This is a genomic window from Pyxidicoccus sp. M6 (assembly GCF_055568925.1).
In genome coordinates, this window is sequence record NZ_CM145714.1 from 4,674,786 (window position 1) to 4,695,739 (window position 20,954).

General features: G+C 66.4%; 8 protein-coding genes. 3 read left to right on the plus strand and 5 right to left on the minus strand.

All coding sequences use genetic code 11. The features are described from left to right. Positions 1 to 55: 55 nt before the first annotated feature. From ACVTJA_RS18650 to ACVTJA_RS18660, 3 genes are all read left to right on the plus strand, one after another. Positions 56 to 4,783, plus strand: coding sequence for a HEAT repeat domain-containing protein (locus ACVTJA_RS18650; protein ID WP_465837889.1), 4,728 nt, complete (start codon positions 56 to 58; stop codon positions 4,781 to 4,783). Positions 4,784 to 4,872: 89 nt separating this feature from the next. Beyond that, the gene (locus ACVTJA_RS18655; protein ID WP_465837890.1) at positions 4,873 to 5,532 is read left to right on the plus strand and encodes a hypothetical protein; all 660 of its coding nucleotides are present in this window, start codon (positions 4,873 to 4,875) and stop codon (positions 5,530 to 5,532) included. Between the two features lie 77 nt (positions 5,533 to 5,609). Then, positions 5,610 to 8,189 carry a DEAD/DEAH box helicase family protein gene (locus ACVTJA_RS18660; RefSeq protein ID WP_465837892.1) on the plus strand — a complete coding sequence of 860 codons (2,580 nt, stop codon included), beginning with the start codon at positions 5,610 to 5,612 and terminating at the stop codon, positions 8,187 to 8,189. Between the two features lie 44 nt (positions 8,190 to 8,233). Here the strand turns inward: ACVTJA_RS18660 and ACVTJA_RS18665 are convergent, their stop codons facing one another. The 5 genes from ACVTJA_RS18665 to ACVTJA_RS18685 form a co-directional block, all read right to left on the minus strand. Next, entirely contained in the window at positions 8,234 to 8,464 is a 231-nt protein-coding gene (locus ACVTJA_RS18665; RefSeq protein WP_465837894.1) for an ATP-grasp domain-containing protein, read from the minus strand. Between the two features lie 182 nt (positions 8,465 to 8,646). Continuing rightward, entirely contained in the window at positions 8,647 to 14,949 is a 6,303-nt protein-coding gene (locus tag ACVTJA_RS18670) for a DEAD/DEAH box helicase (RefSeq protein WP_465837895.1), read from the minus strand. Further along, positions 14,946 to 18,140 (minus strand): hypothetical protein, encoded by a 3,195-nt coding sequence (locus ACVTJA_RS18675; protein ID WP_465837897.1) that lies wholly within the window; start codon positions 18,138 to 18,140, stop codon positions 14,946 to 14,948. Before ACVTJA_RS18675 ends, ACVTJA_RS18670 begins: the two co-directional genes overlap by 4 nt. 757 nt (positions 18,141 to 18,897) lie before the next feature. Beyond that, positions 18,898 to 19,230, minus strand: a complete 333-nt coding sequence (locus tag ACVTJA_RS18680) for a hypothetical protein (protein WP_465837899.1) — start codon at positions 19,228 to 19,230, stop codon at positions 18,898 to 18,900. An 837-nt stretch (positions 19,231 to 20,067) separates the two neighbouring features. Continuing rightward, positions 20,068 to 20,949, minus strand: a complete 882-nt coding sequence (locus ACVTJA_RS18685; RefSeq protein WP_465837900.1) for an ATP-grasp domain-containing protein — start codon at positions 20,947 to 20,949, stop codon at positions 20,068 to 20,070. Between the last annotated feature and the right edge of the window lie 5 nt (positions 20,950 to 20,954).

Here is a 20,954-nt window from a genome sequence, read left to right on the forward strand (position 1 = left end):
TGCGTCGTCCCCTCGGGGCACGCCGGGCGTCCACCGGCTCGCCTATAAGGTTCCCATGCCTCGCTCACAGCCTGTCGACTTCTCCCCGCGCGGGAGCCGTGCGCTCCTGGAGCATCGGCTCCGCACCGAGCGACTGTCGCCCTCCGAGCTACGCGGATTGCTCGCCGCGCCTGACATGGAGTGGGTTCATGCCGCGCTGCTGCACCTGAAACGGCGGCTGGAGCGGCTGGAGGCGGGCGACACGGCGGCGCAGCTCCTGGAGGCATTGCCCACGGCGCTCGGTGCGTGTGCTCCCGAGTCGCACGTCCTCCTCGCGGAGCTCGCCCGCCTGCTGCCTCCGGAGGTGCCGGTGGCGCGGCTGGCATCGCTGGCCACGGGGCCACGTCCCGTCGAAGCGGAGGTGGCGTGGCTCGTCACCGACATCCTTCGCGAGCCCGCGAAGCTGGCCTCGCATCCGGGAGGCGAGGTGCTGCTCCTCGCGGTCCAGCGACTCTCCCTCTCCGAAGCTCCCGATGCCGAGGCATGGGTCGATGCGCTGTGTGCGCACCCTGTGCCCGACGTCCAGCTCGCGGGCCTGCGTCACCTGGGCGACGCGGTGGGCACGGGACTCGTGACGCTGACCCACGCGCTGGCCCTGGCGGCTCGCGCGCTCGACGCCACGGACGAACGCGTGGCGCTCCAGGCCGCGGAGCTGCTCGCGGAGCCCTGGGCGGCGCGGCCCGCTCTGGCTCCCTCACTGCCATCACTCCACGCGCTGCTCGGACGCTCGGAGCGGCTGGCCATTGCCGCCCTGCGCGTGTGGGCCCATCGGGGAGAGTCCTTCGCGCTGCGGCTCGTGCTGGAGGACGAACGGCACTGGCGCTCCGCGCGGCGCGAGGCCATGTCACTGCTGGCTCCCTTCGCGGGTCACGAGGAGCTGCGGCTCGCGTTGCTCATCTCGCGGGAGGACCCGCTGTTCTTCGGGCCCACGTGCGCGGGGCTGCTCCAGACGCTCTACCGGCGGGGAGTGCGGTGCGAGTCCGAAGACGTGCCCCTGGTGAGTGAGCTGTTCGTATCGTCTCCTGCCATTGCGCCCGAGGTCGTCGCGGAGGTGCTGAGCCACCGGCAACGCGAGTACGTCGAGCCGCTGTGGACGCTGCCCACCTCGCACGCGGACTTCCCACGGCACCTCGCGCTCCTGCGGGAGCTGGATGGCTCCGAGGCCCTGGACCTGCTCGGAGTGCTGCTCGTACGGCCCGAGGGGCGTCCACTCCGGCCCGAGGTCATCGAGGCGCTCGGGCACCAGGGACATGAGACGTCCGAGGAGACCCTGCTGCGGGTCTTCGATGAGGAGCCCTGGGCCTGTCTCGAAGCGCTCCGTCGCGTGGGCGGCGCGCGCACCGTGGAGTTCGTTCGCGAGCACCCGAGGCTGCCCGTCGCCGAGTGGCGCGCAGAGGCCCTGGCCCTGGTCGCGGCGCTCGACGACGCAGCCCCAACGAAGACACCGTGGCCTGATGAAGGAGCGCCGACCTTCGAGAGGGTCGCGAGCCTCCAGCCTGTCTACGACGACGCGGCCTTCGCCGAGCTCTCTCGCATCGCCCTGCAGACGCAGCACCCTCGGAGACTCCAGGCCATCGACCAGCTCGGTCGCGAGGCGCGACGACGCGGGCTCGGGGCACTGGGAGCGCTGTTGCTCGACGCGGATGAGACCGTTCGTGCCTCGGCGCATCGGGCCATCACCGAAGTGGGACGCGGGCTCCATGCAAGGGGGCGTCTGCGTCCGAGAGGGCTGATCGGCTGTTCTTCGGGAGACGAGGCGGGTGCGCGCGTCCTCGCGGAGTGCCTGCTCGACCAGCTCGAGCAGCGGGACCTGAGTGACGCGCAGCTCGAGCGGGTGCTGGCACAGCTCGTGGGGCGGAAGCATCCGATGCTCGCGCGGCGGCTGCGGCGCTTCCTGCGCCACGGGAACGTGCATGTGCAGAAGCTCGCGCTGGAATGTCTCGCGCATTGCGGTGACGTGCGCGCCATCGCATGGCTGGTTCCCTTCGCGCGCTCGGAGGATATCTACCGGCTGCGCCAGGCGCTCGCGGGGCTCGGGGCCTTCAAGGTGCAATGGGCGGTGCCGTTGCTCGTGGCGGGGCTCGCACACCCCAACATGAACATCAAGAAGACCGCCGCCGAGGCGCTCGGGAACGCGGGCCCCGGGTGGCCGGCGCCGGTCGAGGCGATGCTGGGTTGGCTGCGGCGCCACGACAACCCCGGTCTGCGCGAGTCCCTGGTCCGAGCACTTCGCATCGCGTGCGGGCGGGGCTACGTGGCCACGGTGCTCGATGCGCTCCAGGACGCGGCCTCGTCTCGGGAGGAGCAGTTGCTGTGCGAGGCGCTCTCCGGAGTCCTGTCGCCCCATGCGCTCGTGGCATTCCTGCGGCGTGGGGCGCGCATCGGGAAGGTGCTGAACGATGCGGTGCGCGGCGGAGTCCTGGAGCTGTCTCCGGAGGCGCTCCAGGAACTGGAGGTGCTGCTGCGCCGCCATGGGCTCTCGCAGTGGATTCCCGAAGCGTCCTGGGACCCCGAGCAGGCCCGGCTGCTTCGTGAGCGACGGCTGGACGAGGACCTCGCATGGATGGACGACATGCTGTCGTCGGGGGATGTCAGCACGCTCGAAGCCGCCGAAGAGGACTTCTCGCGGCTGCTCTCGTCGGCGGCCATTGTCGGGCTCACGGCGGCGCGTGCGGCCGTCCTGAAGCGGCACCTCGATATGATTCGAGGCCTGCTCGAAAGTCCCAGGGCCTCCTTGCGCAACCTGGCGCTCTCTCTTCTCACGGTGCTCGCGCGTTGGCTGTCCGGGTTCGAGCGGGTGGGGGCTCTCGTCGACGTGCGACGCGCATGGGCGGACGCGCGCATCGAGCCGCGGGAAGCGCTCGATGCCATGCATCGACTGGAGGCCGTGCTGTCCGTGGAAGAGGCCCGGGTGGCGTCGGCGCTGCCCGATGAGCCCGTGGCGCTCTGGGGCGCCGAGCGGCTCATCCTCGCGGGTGAGCTGTCCGGTCCGAGATTGATGGAGGCGCTCGTCCAGGCCCGCTCCTCCTCGGTGCGTCGGTTCTTCCTGCCGTATGTGCTCCGCGAGGTGCCGCCGCTCCAGGTGCTCGACGCAGTGGCGCGAGGGCCGCACCCGGACCTGTTGGAGACCGTCCGGAAGGAGTGGGGCGTTCAGGCTCCGGAGGATGAGTTGCTCGCGAGCCTCACACGTGCCGCTGAATCCGCGACGCCCGCGAATGTTGGGACGGTGGTGCGGTGGATGGGGGACCTCGGGACGGAAGCGTCCCGTGCGGCGCTGCGACGACTCGCGCGGCATCATGAGCACGGGCTCGCGCTCGCCGCGCTCTCCGTGTTGGGGACTCCCGCGTCGGACGAGGACGAGGCGCTGTTCGTCGACCTGCTGACCCATGCCCACGTCGAGGTCCGCCGGCAGGCCGCTCGTCAGCTCTGGCGCGTGCGTGGATTGCCTCGGCTCCAATCGCTGCTCGACAGCCTCGGCGCTGAACGGCCGCTCAAGTGGGTTCCTCCAGGGGCGCTTGACCGGCGTGAGCTGGAAGCCCTCCGAGAGCAGCTCGGCGCGGTAGGGGAGGGCGTGGAGGGAGAGCTCTGGCTGGAGTCGCTGCTGGAGCTGCTCGGCGGGCTCGGTCCGAAGCCGAGCCTGCTACCGACGTACGTGCAGCTTCTCCTCGACGTGTGGCGGATGAATCGCGGCCGCTCGGGGACGACGGCGGCGGGCATGCTCCGCTCGTTCCCATCCGCACGGGTCCTGCCCTTCGTCCTCCCGATGCTTCGCGAAGGCCACACCGCGGTGCTGGCCGTCCTCGCCAGCGACCTCGTGTGGAGCCCCGAGCTGGTGGAGCTGTTCACCCAGGCGCGAGACCTGGAGCGAACCCACTTCCTGGAGCTGCTCGAACGGGGCGCCGCCTCGTACGCCATCGAAGGCCGCAAGCTGGAGGCCGCGCTTTTCCACCTCGTCCACGAGGATGACGGGCATCGAGAGGTGGCACTGCGGGTGCTCGGTGGCTTCGCATCGTGGGGCCGTCGCGACGAAGCCTTCCGCCTCGGCGGTTGGCTCGTCGACCTCGCGAACCGGAAGGAGGACGCCGAAGCCCTGGCGGCCCTGCTGCGGGGACTCGAACGTCAGAGCCCGGAGGTGCGAATCGCGCTGCTCTCGCTGGTCACCACGCTCGCGCTGCGGGCGGATGTCGTCACCGCGCTCGCGCCGATACTGCTGGATGACCCGTCCCTCGAACGGAACCTCTCCGCCGAGATGATGCGCGACGTGGAACGGAGGCTGGAGACGCTCGCGTGGGAGATTCCAGAGCCCGACCCGAGGGCCTTGGAGTGGATGGTGCAGCGGAGGGTGCCACATGTCGTCGAGCGGCTGACCCGGCTGCTCTCCCACCGGAAGTCCTCGGTGCGGCTGCGCGCGCACCGGCTGCTCAAGGGACTGGTGCCCAGGGCGCAATACCTGGAGCTGACCCGCGAGCTGCTGAAGGACTCGGAGGCGGGCCATGTCGTCCGGGCCATCCGGACGCTGATGTTCGGGAAGCACGAGCCCGCGGTGGCGGAGGTCGCGGCGTTGCTGCATGACCGTCGCAACCCGGTTGCACGCGCGGCGCTGGAGGGCCTGAGCGTCATGGGGGACGCCGCGCTGCCCATCCTCCGAGGAGAGGTGGCCCACGCCCGCCCGGACCGGCGCGCGTTGCTCGCACGGGTCATCGCCAGCCTGGAGCAGGCATCGGAGCCCTCCCGCACCCCGTAACGAAGCCTTGCCTTGCCCGTCAGCGACTTCTCCCGCAGTGTGGGTTGCGCAACACGCTCGTTTGGACTTCGAACCCAGGAGAAATCGCGATGCGCAAGTCGGTGATGTGGGTCCTCGGCTGTGGAGCTCTGCTGTCGTGCGGTGCCCCCGCGCCGGAGGAGCAGGATGCAGTCGGCACCCGCAAGGACGGCCTGTCCCAGGTCTTCACGCAGCAGGCGGACTTCACGGCCGCGACGGGCGCCACCCTCGTGCCTTTTCCGCAGTCCGCCTCCACCGCGTATCCGGACCATCCGTCCGGCTCGACGTCGAGCTGCGTCCGGACGCCTCCGGGGACGGACCTTCCCTGGGGCTCCAGCGCGCCCACCATCAACGTGCTGGCGCCCCGCGCCTCCACCAACAATTGGCTCTGCTTCATCGGGCCGGGGTGGAATCACAGCAACACGAACCCGCTGCCTGTGAAGTCCACGCTCGTCGTCAACGGCGAGGATGACTTCGAGATTGCCTTCCTCCGGCCCGTCTCCGCCGTGGGCCTGGAGTTGCTCACCAACACGTCGGCCGTGCACACCCTCACGCTCACCTTCACGGATGCCACCCAGGAGGTGATTGGCGACTCGGTCCTGGACACTGCTCCCAATTCGTTCGAGTTCGTGGGCATCAAGGCGTCGAAGCCCATCCGGACCATCTTCGTCGACACGCTCGGGGGCGCCTCCATCAACGAGGGCATCGCCGGCATCTGGACGGCGCCGTAGCAGGGAGTGAACAGGCCCTCCCGCTGGCCCGACGTGCCGGGTTGCGCCACGACGGGCCTCGTGCGTGATTGGGCGCCGTGCGGACTCCTACCGACCACTTCCTTCCACCGGAGGCCCCAACCCCGGCGGCACCTCGCGGGCGGGTGATTGTCATCGCCCCCACGCGGGCCGCCTGCGAGACCATCGAGCTCGCCCTGGGGCTGCGGCTGGACACATGGCTGGAGCGGCACCACGGCACACGCGTGCGAGAGCTGGCGCGCGCCGGGAAGGGCTTCGGCATCATCGCCGGGACGGGCACCGGGAAGACGCTCGCCATCCGGCCCATCGCCGAGGAAATCGTCCGGACGCCGCTGAAGGTGGGCGTGGTGAACCGCGAGCGCGAGGCCTCGCCGGAAACGCCGGGCTGGAACGTGGTCATCGTGACGACGGGCATCGCGCGGCGCTGGTTCCAGCACGGCGACATCCGGCCACACGACACGCTCGTCATCGACGAAATCCACCAGACATCGGCGGAGCTGGAGCTGTGCCTCGCGTTGGGCAAGCACGTGGGTTGCCGCTTCATCTGGCTGTCGGCCACGGTGGACCCCACCTTCTACGTGCGCTACCTGGACAGCGCCGAGGCCATCGAGGTCTCCGCCTACGACGCGACGAAGGCCGCGCGCGTCCGCGTCGAACGCCGGGAGCCGCTCGCGTTTCTCGACGCGGACTTCCTGGGCGAGGTGGAGGAGGAGCAGCGCGGCGTGGGCGTCTTCCTCCCTACGCGCGCGGCGGTGGAGCAGGTGGCGAAGCACGTCCGCGAGGACTGGCCGGGCATCAACGCTGCGTACTACCACGGGGGACAGCCCATCCGAGTCATCCGGCCGTTCCTGGAGGGCACGGAGCCCCGGCCGTACCTCCTCGCCATGACGGCGGCGGGGCAGAGCGCGCTCAACGTGCCCGGGTTGGACACGGTGGTCATCGACGACACGCGCTTCGCCAACCTCGTGGCGGAGGGGCGCAACGTGCTCACGCGCGTCCACCTGGGGAACAACGAGCTCCTCCAGATGGCCGGGCGCGTGCACGGCCGCGTCGAGGGCGGGCGCGTCTTCATCCTGAGCGACCGCGACATCGACTTCTTCGCGCTGCGGCCCACGACGCCCGAGTTCCAGCTCGCCGGAGACTCGGAGCGCGTCGCGCTCACCGCCGCCGCGCTCGGTGTTCGCGCGGATGCGCTGGAGCTGCCCGTGCCGTTGGACAAGGCCGCCTACGCGCAGGCGCTCCAGCGGTTGCAGGCGCGCAACATCGTGGATGCGCAGGGCCGGCTCACCCCGTACGGGCGCGCGGTGGAGGCGCTCCCGGTGGAGCGCGGCTGGGCGGAGCTCATCGTCAACGCTGAGGACGCGCTGCTGCCGGTGCTCGCGGTGTGCAGCGCCATCGAGTCCCTGCACCGGATGACGCGCGACGAGCGCGACTTGGAGGGGGTGCTCGCGCCGGGGAGTGACCACCTCACCGCGTACAACCTCTATGCCGAGGCGTACGGTGAGGCGGGCTCCGTGGGCGAGGTGTACGGGCTGCCGCGCCACGTGTTCGACGCGGAGAAGCTGGCTCGCTGGGCGGAGCGGCGAGGTGTGTTGGTCAAGGCGGTGGAGGACGCGGCGCTCGCCATGGCCAGCGTCTACCGCAGCGTGGGCGTGGACCTGCCCGAGCGGATGTCATCCGCCGACGAGGAGCTGCACCATCGCTTCGCAGACCTTCTCGCGTGCTTCATTCCGTTCGACCTCGTCATCGACGAGCTGACGGTGGAGGGCGAGACGGTCCGCGTCGCGAAGTCGAGCGTGTGCGGAAGCTTCGGCGCGGTGGCGGGCGCCATCCGCTACTTCGCGGACCGCTCCGGTGCCACGCATGGCTCCATCGAGGGGACACAGGTTCCTCTGGAGTTGCTGCGGAAGTACGCGCGGCGCGGGGAGCCGGAGGTCGCCTATGACGTGTTCCAACACTCGCTCGTGCTGGAGCGGAGCCTGGTGCACTCCGGCTTCGAGCTGGACCGCGAAGTCGAGGTGCTGAGCGCCTGGGGCCCGGAGCTGGCCGGACGCGCGCGGCACGTGCTCGCGGAGGCATTGGCGACGGGTGGGGCACATCATCCGGCCGTGCAGCGCAACCAGCCGGGCATCGACGTGGTGCGAGAGGTGTGGTGCCGGTCGGGAGGACAGACGCCCGCGCTGGAGGTCCCGGAGTTGACGGCGCGCTACGAGGCGCTGCTCGACGGCGTGGACTCGATGGAGGCATTCCTCGAGCGCCCGCTGGAGCTGGACCTGGAGGGGCTGGTGCCGCCCGACGTGCGCGCGCGGCTCATGTCACTCCCGAATGGGGTCCTCGTGCGCGAGCAGGCGGTGCCGCTCATCTACGATGTGGAGCGGGACGAGGAGGGGACGCCATACGGAGTGGTGTGGGTGGACCTGCCGGAGAAGCTGGCGCGGACGCTCGTGGAGGAGGAACTGCCGTCTCTCGACAGGCCCGTGCGCTTCCAGGCGCGGCGCGGCCGCCGCGGCATCGTCCGCGGCGACACGCTGTATGACTTGCAGGACCAGCTCGACCTGCCGTGGACCCCTGACGAGCTGGAGCAGGCGGGGGAGGGCGGTTACGGCCGCACGCGGAGGCGGCCGGGGCAGCGTCGATGAGGCACAGTCGACACACCGCGAGGCGCCGGGAATCAGGTGCCGGCCTACCCGGCCCGGAGCAGCGCCGCGAAGAGCTCTCGCGGGTCCAGGCTGGGAGGCAGGCCGGAGACGCCGCCGTCATTCACCTCGACGACGGCCCAGCCTCCGTCCTCCAGCATGGCCACATCCAGCGTGAAGAAGGGCGAGTCGATGCGCCGGCCGATACGCCCCCAGCTTGCACGCCTCCGCCAACGTCTTGGCGTGCCTCCACATCCGTGGCTAGCCGGTCGCTTCATCCCCTCTGTGCTCCTCTACAACGCGAGCTTGAACTGGTGCGGCATTGAATCCCGCATGCGAGCGCCCACGCTTAGCGATGCACGGGACGCGACGCTGATGCGTCGCCGCTCGTCGAATCACCAACGGTAAGGCTGCCTCCCGCAGTTGCCTGCGGGGTGCAGCCTCAAGCTGAGTGGCTTGTTCAGATTCCGAGCGCAGCGAACTCGTCGACGACCGGCAGATCGACGTAGATGCTCATGTGCGTCGTACGGGTCTGGAATGGCCCCTGCGTCCACGGCCCCACCACCGACTTGCACTCTGCCCAATCGAGGCCGCTGTCGAAGAGCACCTTGAGCGAGCTGTGCTTGCCGCCTGGCGCGAACTCGACCACCAGCTTGCGCGGGTGTTCGAGCTCAAAGCGGCGCTCGAAACTCAGGTCGAGGCCCTTCTTGCCCGCCTCGACAGAGCACCACTTCGCCAGCAGCTCGGACTGCTTCGGCCCGAGGTTTCCAGGGGCCTTCTTCAGCTTGAACAGCTCGTCGCTGGACTTCGCCTGGCCGTCGTAGCCATCCGCCTCGCGCGTCCAAATCTTGCCCTTGGCATTCGGCGCATAGGCGAAGCGCTGGAGGAGCTCTCCGAGCATCCACATCGCGATCGCACTCTTGCCGAGGTGCCGATCGTTGTACGCGAGCTTCGTTACCTTTCCCAGCTGGTTCAGGTCGCCGAGGTGCGAGCGGAGCAGGCGCCACGCGTAAACGAGGTCGGGGTTGATCACTCCTTTTACGATCTCGACGAGCGGACGGGCATTGGGCGATTTCGGCGTGAGATCGTCCACCGTCACCGGCTGACCGCGTCCCCAGCGCTCGGTGAACCTGGACCACGCATCCCTGGCAGCCTCGGGCTTCGCCTCGATGGGAGCGTACCCATCGAGCCACGCGGAGCCGAAGCTCAAACCAGTGCCGCCGGTAGTTTGTACACCGCCGATGGCCGCAGCGCGCGTCGGGCCGTTGGAGAGGACCTGCCACACGTCCTCACCGAGCGCCTTTAGATCCGTAGCGGCAGCGATGCGTATGTGCACGCCGCTCTCGATCAGACGTCGCAGATGCACGGCGACGACGGCATCCTTGTCGTTCTTTCCACTGGCATCGGGCAGGCGGCTGAGCATCAGCCTCGGCACGTGCTTCTCCGGGCCGAGCACGCGCCGCTGCACGGCACGCAGGATCCCGCCCGCATCGAGTGCATCTCCAGCGATCTCAGCTGCCTGAAGCCCAAGTTCCGAGCCGGTGTCCTCGACCAGCTCAATTGCGGCGAGCACCGGCCCGCGTCCACGCAGCACTGCGGCCCTGTGCTTTTCAACCGGATTGGCCGCATAGAGCAGCATCCTGCGCGCGGAATCGCGGAAGTGCGTCTGTAGCAGGTCGACGCGCAGCATGCCGCGCGCGGCGAGGAACTGCGTGTCAAAACGGATGATCTTCGCCTCGTCGTCGTTCTCAAGCATGTCGACCACATCGCGAAGAAGCGCGACCGGATCGTCCATGAGGTGTCGCAGCATGCCGGAGCCGCTAGTCTCATACACGACCGCCTCTAGTGCGGAGGCGCTCGTGTGCCCGTTGCTCGGGGGGGCGCCCTGCCACGTTGCGACGGCCGCGTGCAGCGTGCGCGGATCGATTTGGAGCTTCCGAGCAGCGACGAGTTGCAGGTAAGCCGCGAGCGTATGGAAGAACGCTTCTTCCTCATTAGGCATTACGGCAGGACGGAACTCCTTTGTCAGCCGCAGTCGGAATGCGTCGACCGTCATCGAGGTGCCAAGAACAGCGTGCCGCCAAGTGCCCTGGCCGTCGCATGGGCGGAATCCCCGGAGTCGATTGTGCTCGACGAACGCCTTGGGCAGGGGACCGCCGAACGAATCCTCCGGCTCTGCGAATCCGCAGCGCTGGCAGATGGCGAAGCCGAAGCCAGGTCCGCCCGGCCGTTCGGACCTGCCCTCAGAACGCACGAACACCGTCGAGTTGGCGGTGAAGCCACCGATGACGCCAGCGGGAAGGATCTCCACGAGGCCTATGGAGTTGGATGCGCGAACGGTCACGCGCGGGGAGGGCATCCGATCGATTTCGGAGCCCACCCGCCGTGGCCGGCGCCCGGCCTTGACCGCAAAGCCACTCGGTCGCATGTAACGGCGCACGCGACTCGGAGGAACTTCGCCCGCCTCGAGCGGAGTCTCCGCCTCGGAGGACTTCTTCTTTCGACGGCGGCGCCCAGCCGTCTCGGTGGTCGACTCCAACTCTTCGAGGAACACCGTGGGATGGTTGCAGATCTCGCATGCTACCGGCGGCGCGTTGTGGTCCTCGAAATGCCCGCACCTCTCGCACTCAAGATAGAAGTGACGGACGACGCTGCTCTCGTCGCCGGCCAGCCAGTTGCGAACCACACCCGCGACGCGGTGCAACTTCTTGCCGGCGATGATTTCGGAACCGGGCGCATACTCACTCAGTGCTATGTCGAGGGCGCGCTCCATTCGTAGATCGAGCGGCTCTTCCTGCGGCTTAGGCTCATCCTCGTCGTCGTTCTGCTCGCTCTTGCCCTTCTTCTTCCTAAACTTCCACTTCGTGTCGAGATGCACGACGTCGAGCGGAAAGCCGAAGCGCGGCAGGAAGCCGGTTCGCGCGAGGCATGCAATCAGCGTCTCGATGAGAAGCACGCGTTCCTGGTGTGCGAGAGCAGCGAGGAAAATCTCGTCGCGAGCGGACTCACCTTTCTGCTGCTCGCGTTCACGCTGCTCCTTGAGCACGTTGTAGTCCCTGGTGACCGCCCCGACAGCACGCGCAAGCGCCTTGGAGCAGGAGGCAGCCAGCTCAGAAATCGAATACGTGGCTAGAGTCGTGCCGTGCGTCAGATCACGGATTCGCGGCGCCACACTTGAATTGTCGTCGAGCTGTCCGAGCCAGCTCGCAAACGCATGTGCGAGCGGATCCTCGCTGAGCAGCTCAAGATCGCCGGCGAGTTGCTTGTCCATGCCTCCGCCACCAATGGCAGACCGGAACATGAACTCGTCAACCGTTCCAAATGCGCGCATTGGACTGCCAGTGCTGTCACGTTCCACTGCTTCCTCGAAGAACGCCGCCAGCAGCGACGCGTTCACGTGCCGAAGCAGAAGCGGCGACGTGTCAAGGCGCACCTGTGGTGGCGTCATCTCTGAGTGGAGGAAGCGCCGCGGGTTGGTGAACACTAGCTGATCGTGCGGCCGGTTGAGCGCAAGCGTGAGTACCATTGACGAGCCATCGGCGCGGCGGCCGGCACGGCCAGCTCGCTGCCAGTAGTTCGCGGGGCCCGGCGGTACGTTGGTCAGCATTACGAACGTGAGGCCTCCGATGTCGACGCCCATCTCCAGCGTGGTGGACGATGCGAGCAGGTTGCGCTCGCCGCGGCGGAAGGCGTTCTCTTCTCCTTCGAGTGAGTCGACGCCGATCTGCGCTGTATGCTCCACGCTGTGTAGGCCGAGGAGTGGATCCTCGAGGATGCGACGCACTGAGTGACGGGCAGACCAGGAGGCACGCTGGTCGTCATTCAGTGGCACGAGGGTACGCCGGCAGTTGGCCGCAGGAGCCACACCGCCCACGGAGCGGAAATAGACTCGGCCGGAGTCGACGTCGATGAGCGGCGGCTTTTCGTGCAACCGGAGTTCGAGGCGCGACAGATCGATTTGGAGCTTGTCCTGCTTCCGCCGGAGCCACTTGCAGCCCTGCTCTGCATGCTGGGTCAGCGCGTTCCACACGAGTGAGAGCAGCGAGTCGACGCCCATCGAGTCGGGCATCTTGAGGCGCTCGCGCACGCGCGCTGTGTACTCGTGCATTCGGCCAGCCTCGGGGCGGCGGCGCGGGTACATAGGGATGTCGCGGCCTGCATCTTCGTCTTCCGTCTCGGATTCGTCCTCGTCCGGTAGATCGTCGGCCGTGCTCCAGACGAGCTTGTTGCCGATCGTGTTTGGGAGGAAGTGCCCAAGCTTTTCCTCTGCTTCCGGCTCGTCGGTACTGGGCTTGATTACCACGCCTCGGCTGCGCGCAATGTCGAGTAGCTGAGCGACGAAGTCCTTCCATACCTTGTCGCTCCCAAAATAGGGCAGCGCATCGCTCGGGCACGGCGGTAGGGTGGGGTATACGACCTCCACGATACCGAGCGTCTCAAGCGTGTTGGCGCGGCTGGGCGGCCTCGCAAACTCTTCATAGAGCGAGAGCAGGCCGAGGTATTCGAGCGATTCAAATTGCTTGAGACCGCGCGAGGCCGCGCGCTCGCGGAGCAAGTTATCTTGACCGAGAGCGCGCGCCAGCTCTTTCACCGTCGAACTCCCGGCCTCGGCACGGAGCGCCGTGACGATGAGCTGGCGGTTGACCCCGGTGTCGTGTGTGCTCTCCACGACCGCAGCAATGCGAGCCGCTTCCTGGCGGCTATCCGAGAACGTGAGCAGGCGACGTCCGCCGCCCGGGCGAAACTCCTGCTTCGTATTGCTCGGCGGCATCTCGCCAAGGTGCGGATACACCATGTCAACCACGGCGCCGAGCGCCGCTCGCGGGCTGAGCAGAAGCGGGCGAAGCCGGGTCGCAGCCGTCTTGCATTGCAGGCATTTCATTGGCGAACGCCCGTGACGGTCCGCCGCCCCGAGTTCCTCGACCTCGACGGGGATGCGTGTTTCGCCGATGCACAGCACGTCCTCGCTGTTTTCCTTCGGGCGAACTGCGAGGCGGACCGCCTTGTCAGCCTTCTCGATCCGTAGTTCCTTAGCCTTTCCGACTCGGTGAGCGACTAGGTATGGCGCACCACATTCAGCGCAGACGCCGAGCTGCGTACGCGGAGATTCGGTGGGATCGCCGGAAGGTGGGAGCGAGGTCACCTGCCCCCAGGGCCACCCTTCAACGACCTTCGCCTTGGGCGGACGAGGATCGACCCAGACACCGGTTGGCGCGCGCACGAACGCATGCATGCGGATAGGGATGAACGGGTGGTGCTTGGCGTCAAGACGCGCGAGCGAACCAAGGCGCAGGATTGCATCGGTCGCGCGCCGCCGCTGTTCGCTCGGAGCGGCAGGACCATATACCTGGGCGGCGACTTGGTCGATGTCGGGTAGCTCATTTTGATCAGAGAGCCAAACGCGCAGCTTGGTGAGTCGCGGATGCGTCGCGTACACGTGATGCAGGAGGAGCGCCGGGCGGTCGGCAATGTCCGCTGGCAGCTGTGTGCGCTCCACTGCGGTCACCAGTCCGAGCGCTTCGCATGCCCTCCAAGCGGTATTGGCAAGTGCGGCATCGCGAAGCAATGCGGAGGGATTGCCCGAGTTGTCGTACTCAATTGTGCGGAGTTCGGCGTCAATCAACTGCTGATCGGCAGCGAGTGTGGAAGGATCTCGAAGCTCCGGCACTTGGCGCGGCGGGCGGGCTTCGGGCGGCAGATAGCGGTGTCCCTCGACGGACTTCACGCCGCACTTCTTTGCGAACATGCGGGACGCATACTCGTCGAGCACTGCGCGTCCTTCGTTCTCTCCGTTCGCGAGCGTCGCGGAAGTCGCGAACCCTTGCACCGCTTCGAGCGTGGTGCCGAAGCGCTGCGCTGCGCGGCGCAGCAGCATGTGGATCTCGGCTGCCTGCGCGCCAGCGTACACGTGCGCTTCATCAAGCACCATCAACTTGAGGCGCGGATGCTCGCCGTAGAAGAGGTTCTCGGGCTCGAAAATCGTCCGGTCGCTCGGGCGGATTAGCATGTACTCGAGCATGCTGAAATTGGTGATTAGAACGTGCGGCGGTCCCTTAGGCCGATCGTCACCACCATCAAGGCCACGCAGCGTCGCGCGGTCGATAATCTGGCATTTTGGCGGTACCGACTTGCCGCGGCGCTCATACGAGTTCTTCGCCGAACGCCACGTGTCCTTCAACCGGCTGGTGTAGTATGCGAAGTTGATCTCGTCTTGTGCGCCGAGCATCGCCAGCAGGCGATCCACTTGGTTGTTCACGAGCGCGTTGAGCGGGTAGACGACCAACGCGCGCACACCCGGCTGGCTTAGATCGTCGCGTGCCTCTTCATGATCCCAGAAGAGGCGATCAATGAGCGGGATGACGAACGCCTCGGTCTTGCCACTGCCCGTGCCTGCGGAGAGGACCACGGTTTCGCCGAGGGAAGCTGCGCGGATGGTGTCGACCTGATGCTCGAAAAGCCTGTAGTCGATTCCCGCCTTCTCTAGTAGAGAAACCGTCTTCGGATGGAGTGGCCGCTCCATCGTGCGCTGTTTGGTCGAGGGCGCCTGGAGCTCGGCAAGCGTCTTTCCCGGACGGAATGGGAACGCGGCTTGAACGAGCAGAGGGGCGAACAGAGAGAAGCCGCTGTCGCTGCTCCAGTGTGAGCGAAGAACGTCCGCAAGAGGCCCGGGGCGCACTCCAAATACGTCGAGCAGGAAGTCGGCGTACCGGCTCTGCAGTGCGTGATAGGCTTGGTAGCCGTCGAACTGGTAGTGCTTGCTCACGTTGTGCTTTCCTCCGCTGCCCAGCGGTTGAGCCAGTAGTCGAAAAGAGTTGGGGTGCTGTGCTGCAGCACCCGTACGTCGTCCCAAAGTTTCGGCAGAACAGGACCACCTGCGCGCCAGCGATGGACGCGCTCTGTCACGTTAACAACCGCGTTTTCGATTGCGCGTGCATCGGGGGGCAGCGTCTGCTGCCAGATTGCGTTAAGGCGGGGATGCACGTTCCCGGTATCGCCATCACGAGAAATGAGCCCCCGAAGGTCGGGATCATTTGACAGTTCGGTGTGCTTCCGCCGAACCTCAATGAGACCAGCAAGCCGGCCGTTGGCCGTACGTCTGCTGGGGCGGCTCATTCCTTCGGCTTCGGGACTGCACACTGCATTGATCTCTGTGTCGCTGAGCCGTCTAGGAATCTCGTTGAGCGGAGCGAGAAGCATTGCGACGTCCATGTAGCGCTCCCTCAGGTCCCATGTGAGGAATGCGGGCACGAGCAATCCAGCGTGCCAATCTGCGACCCTTCTCAATGCGACAACAGGATCGGATGGCTTGATACGCTGGAAATCGGCGTATCGGACACAGGCCAACGGCCAATCGAGTTCGCGAAAGACCGCTTCGACGACGTCGGACTCCTCGGTGGGCGCCACGAGGGCGCCAAGACGCAGATGCGTGGTGGCATCCGGGAGATGCTCGGCAATCTTGAACCAGCGCGCGCCATAGCGGCGGAGCGTTTTGAAGGTATCGAAGACCCACTTCTCGCGGTACTTGGAGAGGCGGCGCTCGATTGCATCGCGCCAGAGCTCCCGCTTGCGCTCGGTTCCATCCCAGAGCAAGCGTTCGAGCAGGTCGAGCCCAGGTGGCGCGGTCGGGCGGACAGCGTGAGAGTAGATCAATCCCATGCCGGCGATTCGTTCGGCGCCGGAGAACGCGGTAACCTGGTACGGGCGACCGGGAGTAGGGACGGGCACCTCGTAGAGGAAGCCACCCTCGTCGTGAGAGACGACCTTCGCCTCGATGCGGTGCGCGGGCATCCACGGAGTCCATGCGTTCACAAACTCGATGTGCACTGGAGGCGAATCCGGAAGCTTGGTACGCGCGTACCAAGTGTCTGCTCGCAGTTCCGCAATGACGTTCAGGCGGCGAGCTGTGCGCCGTGTGAAGCGGAGAGTTTCGGAGCGCCAGCTGCCCACGTACACACGGATGCGGAGACCGCCGTCGCCGACCTTGAGCACGCGCTGCGGTAGTTCGGAGAAGCGGATGAATCGGTGACCGGCCGAGTCGAGATAGCGGACGAAGATGACTTCGCCTAAATCGATGCGGACGGCGGCTGCCGGTGGGCCGTCGATCTGAAGGCCGCCACTGCCAAGGAGCAACTCGAGCGCACGCTCGTCGGTAGCCTCTGCGTCGGCCGCTGGGCGAACTTCCACGCGCGGCGGATAGGCGCCGATAGAATACGCACCGCGCAGGTTGGCACGCGGCCAGATGACGTCGATTGAGAGCTCGCCGTGAACCGAGGAGGGGACAGTCAATGCGAGTGTGTGCTCATTCGCGTACGTAAGCAGCTTCAGCTCATTGCCGGAAATGGCGATGTGAGTGCCGAGCGCGTCGGTTCTTGACGTGAGCGCGGTGCCTTCCGGAATGATTACAAAGTGAGCGAAGCCACGCCTTCCGTCTGCAGAGACCTCAAGCCGGTAGCGCCCAGGAGTCGCGGCGAGCTTCTGCGCAGGCCTGACGAGCCGATTGCGCAGATCGCTTGAATGCCTGCCGGCAGGACCAGTAAGGAGATAGCTGAACGTGCGGATGTCGCCATCGACGAAGAAGCGTGGAAAGCGCGAGTAGGCAGCAGCGCGACCGAACGTCAAGCCTGGGACATGGGGGGGCTCGAAGACGATGCGAAGTGGGAGCGCCTTGGGGTCGATTGGCCACTCCTCAGTCGAGCCATCTGGGCAGTACAGCGTCAGCGTCAGCGCGTGTGCTGGAAGCTGGCATGACCATGCGTCCAGGTCGGCGAGCGACCGGTGCTTGAAGCCTTCCGGTGCATCGAGTCGGTAGCCCGGCGCGCAGACAAGAACGACTGTGGTGCCGGCCGGTGCTGTGGAGAGTTGCGCTCCGGTATCGGCGTCGAAGAGCGCTACCGGCTCGGCAGGCGCCTCCACATCCATGTACGGGATCTCGAATTCGCCCTGCTCCTCGAAGGCGAGGATTGCAGCCGGAAATTTGGTACCGCGCGGCAACGGCAGTGACGACGAGTTGGACTCGCGCACGTATTGATCGCCTTGGCGCAAGTAGGCGACTGTGATGGTTCCATTCGCGAAGCCGAGGGAGAGGCGCTGTTGCTCAGGGCCGGCGCCGGGAACGGTGAGCATCTTGGGCAGGCGCAGTACGAGCCGGTCCAGTCCATTCTTGCTGTCCCAGTGCCACTCGGCTTGCGCTGGGGCCTGCGCCGTCGCCGCAGGTGGCGCCAAGCGGGCTGCGAGAGCGCGGGCCGTCTCCTCATCCGGAACTCCGAGCACCTCAGCGAGCGCGCCGCGAGCGAGCGGGGCAGCGGCGCGTTGGGCGAGGAATGCTTTCACCTCGGCGAAGCGCTGAAGACGCTCGCCGAGGTCAAGGCGCATGTCTTCGTCGCCAAGGACCGAGCGCAGGCCTTCACGTACCCGCAGGCACTTTGCCCGGTTCGCTATCCAGTCCCCAATCGCCGGCCCATCCGCTTGCGCCAGCGATTCCCAGCTCCAAGAGCACTCGACTTCGTCCGTGAGCGCCTCAAGCAGCGGCCAGAGCGCGCCGGAGTGCAGCAGCATGGTTTCGAGAATACGACGTGCTGCTACGCGGGAGCGCATCAGTCGTACACCCCAGACCTGGCGAGCTCCTCTCTCGATGGCAGACAAGGCGTCGGGATTCATGTGCTGAGCGAGGCCGTCGATGCCGAGCTTGACCCCGACGTTCGCGTATTCGAGGCGTGCGTCCGGATTGTCGTGGAAGAGCCTCTGAATTGCGCGCGCGCCGGCAAGCAGCATTGCTCCGCCCCAGGCGACCTTGAACTCGTCACGAAGCTTTTTGATCCTGTGAGCGCGATTGCCGACCCACGCGTCGAGCTGGCCGAGCTGCGAATCGGTCAGCTTGAGTGTGGCGAGATTGTCGCCAGGCTCCCATCCTGGCGAACTCGCCTTGATTGAGTTTAGGAACTCTTCAATTCGCATGTTCCCACCCCCACAACGCCTGCACGCAGTGTCAGCGCGAATTCCGAAACGCTGCTCAGGCGGCTACAAGTTTTACTTGTGAGCGCTTGGAGGTCAACGCGTGTTTATTGACCTTTGGTGTGCGCTGATGTGGCTGCGTGCGTAGTGGAACGGGCACGCACAACACGCTCATGGTCATTGCCGGAGCTGCGCATGCGCATTCGACACCGAGGGTAGCGAGGGCCTGCCGCAGTCCCCGGTTCGCGCCCTCGACTATGCGAGGCCCCGCCTCCGTCGCTGCACGCTGTGCGTGGTTGCGGGTGAGCAGCACCACACGACACGCAACTGCTCCTTGCGCTGGTGCACGGAGTGACTCACTGGGGTTGCGATGACACCCAGTCCGTGCGCCGCGCCGCTGGAGCTGCGCGGTCGCGCGACAGCGAGAAACGCTTGAAACTGTGGTAGCAGCGCTGAGCTCATTGCGCGAACTCCTGCGAAGCCCATGCGCGCTTCGCCTCATCATGCTCAAAAGGCTGAACCGACTGCGGGGAAGTATTTCCTAGGGAATGCCGCTGCGCAGGATGAAGACGATGGCCTTCAGGTCAGGTCGGTTATCCACCTTGTGGTCTTCCCTGCTTCTCTTGGGACTTGGAGGAGGGCTGCAGGTGCGCCACGTGCTGCCGAAATGCCTTCGGAACACAAGCTCTCCGGCCATACTCAAAAGAGGAGGGCACGTTTCGCTCGGGGCCAGCCCAGGCCTCACATTGGTTGCGCGCTCTTATTGCCTCTGTCGTCCAAAGTTTCGAAGAGCAGCGGCTAGCATGGCTTGCCGATCGACCTTCTCGCCTTGCCCAGCGTAATCTGCTACCAGCGCGCAAAACAGCGCCGACAGATTCACTCCAGCAGCCTGAAACCGTTCTGTGATGCTGTTCCGGATGGATTCCGCCGTCCACGTGTCAGGGACTTCTCCCATCACGCTCGTGTTCGGCAGGTAGGTGTTGCTTTCCAGTTCAGTGACATGAAGTCCCATGTCCCCCAAAATTCGGTATGCGGCTTTGTAATCCAGTGTTTCCCTGGCTAAATCGAACGTCACGAATGCTGTCTGCGTCATCTTGCTGTTTCCTCTCGACGAAATGGATGACCTCGCCATGGGCAGCTACTTCGCGTTGGGCTAATCAACGGACCGCACGCACCAGGCCTGTCCTCAGCAATGGCTGCGAATCGGTTCGGTTGAGGGGGGAGATGTTGTTGTTCTTTGAGACGGCAGGGAGTTACGCTTGAACTTTATTGCTCGGGTCAACTGAGTCCACGGCTGTCTTCATCTCTCAGCTCGTTATTTGCTTCCCATCTTGTTTGTTTGGGCCGCAATGTGGTTCGCGCGGACTTTCGCTGCATCCCTTTGAGGGTTGACTTGATGGGCGGGAACGTCTCGTTGCTGTCGAACTGGCTGATGCGCTCTTCGCTGAACGGCGTGAGGTCGTGTAGTCTGTATCGCCACCGAAGATGTAGATTCTCCGGGGTTGGGCACGGCTCGGCTGTCTTGAACCGCTGTTCCACAGGTGCCACGTTGGCCTCCTTTCCTGTCCTCACGAGATGGTCGTGCCACTTGGCACCGCGTAAGACTCTGGAATTGTGGATAGGCGCAGGCCATACCTCCCGAGGGGTAGTAGCCGGCCGCAGGGAAGAAGCACCCGGCGGAGAGAAGGAGCTGTCATAACCAATTGGGCGGTACTATCTGGGCATGGCACGAAAGCGCTCCCCAAGCAGGGCACTGGCTGCAAGTGCTCGGGGAGCACGATTCTGATGCCTCGTGGACGCGATGTTCCGGCGGGCCAACCAGGGACTGGTGACGTGAGCGGTGTGGGAGGCGGTCTCTCCTTGGGGGCGCGCCAGGGGCGGCACCGCCACGCTCATTCCCCCAGCTTACTTGAGCCTTATCGTCGCTTTTTCAACGCAGGAGCGCCGCGAAGAGCTCGCGCGGGTCCAGGCTGGGAGGCAGGCCGGAGACGCCGCCGTCATTCACCTCGACGACGGCCCAACCACCGTCCTCCAGCATGGCCACATCCAGCGTGAAGAAGGGCGAGTCGACGCGCCGGCCGAGCGGCTCGAAGCCGGTGAAGTCGGGCACCTCCACGTCGAAGTCGTGGTACGGCTCGGCGGCGAGCAGGCGGCCTCGCCCGAAGAAGAGGCGGAACTCCAGGTGCGCGGGACCGGCCGGCGTCCGGCCGAAGACCTTGAGCGGCAGGTACTTCCGCACCACGAAGCCGCGCTCGAAGCGGTCCCCTCGCTCCTCGACCAGGTTGGCGCAGATGCGCTCGAAGTCCTCGCGCGTGGCGCCGGCCGGGACGTAGCAGGCCTCCGCCCAGCGCTCCTTCGCCGACTTCACGTGGTCCTTCACAATCCACGGCGACGGCCCGAGCGACTGCGCCACGTGCCACGCCTCCGTCGCATCCGGCCCCTCCGTCCACACGGAGCGCGCCGTGTACGGCGCGAGGCGCGGGTACCAGTTCGGCAGGTAGTGCGCCGCCGCGTACTGCTCAGGCGTCGTCATCAGCCGGTGGCCCATGTCCGTGACGGCCTCATCGAGCGAGGTGTACTCCTCCTCGGTGAGCATCCACCCGCGGTAGAGCAACTGGAGCGAGCCGCGCTCCGGCACCGCGGCCAGGGCTCGTGAGGCATTGCCCGACAACAGGGCCGAGAGGTCGGCCTGGTACGAGTCGATGCCGAGCGCCTCGGCGGCCTCGGCCTCCACGTCGAACGGGTCGTGCTGGTGGGGATTGCGCCCGAAGAGGAGGGCCTGCGTTCGCCGCGAGTTCCGGGAGGAGGACATCCACG

Excerpts from the sequence above, each read along its gene's own strand:
- ACVTJA_RS18650 (WP_465837889.1), top strand. The coding sequence starts at position 56 with ATGCCTCGCTCACAGCCTGTCGACTTCTCCCCGCGCGGGAGCCGTGCG.
- ACVTJA_RS18655 (WP_465837890.1), top strand. The coding sequence starts at position 4,873 with ATGCGCAAGTCGGTGATGTGGGTCCTCGGCTGTGGAGCTCTGCTGTCG.
- ACVTJA_RS18665 (WP_465837894.1), bottom strand. The coding sequence starts at position 8,464 with ATGAAGCGACCGGCTAGCCACGGATGTGGAGGCACGCCAAGACGTTGG.
- ACVTJA_RS18675 (WP_465837897.1), bottom strand. The coding sequence starts at position 18,140 with ATGCGAATTGAAGAGTTCCTAAACTCAATCAAGGCGAGTTCGCCAGGA.
- ACVTJA_RS18680 (WP_465837899.1), bottom strand. The coding sequence starts at position 19,230 with ATGACGCAGACAGCATTCGTGACGTTCGATTTAGCCAGGGAAACACTG.
- ACVTJA_RS18685 (WP_465837900.1), bottom strand. The coding sequence starts at position 20,949 with ATGTCCTCCTCCCGGAACTCGCGGCGAACGCAGGCCCTCCTCTTCGGG.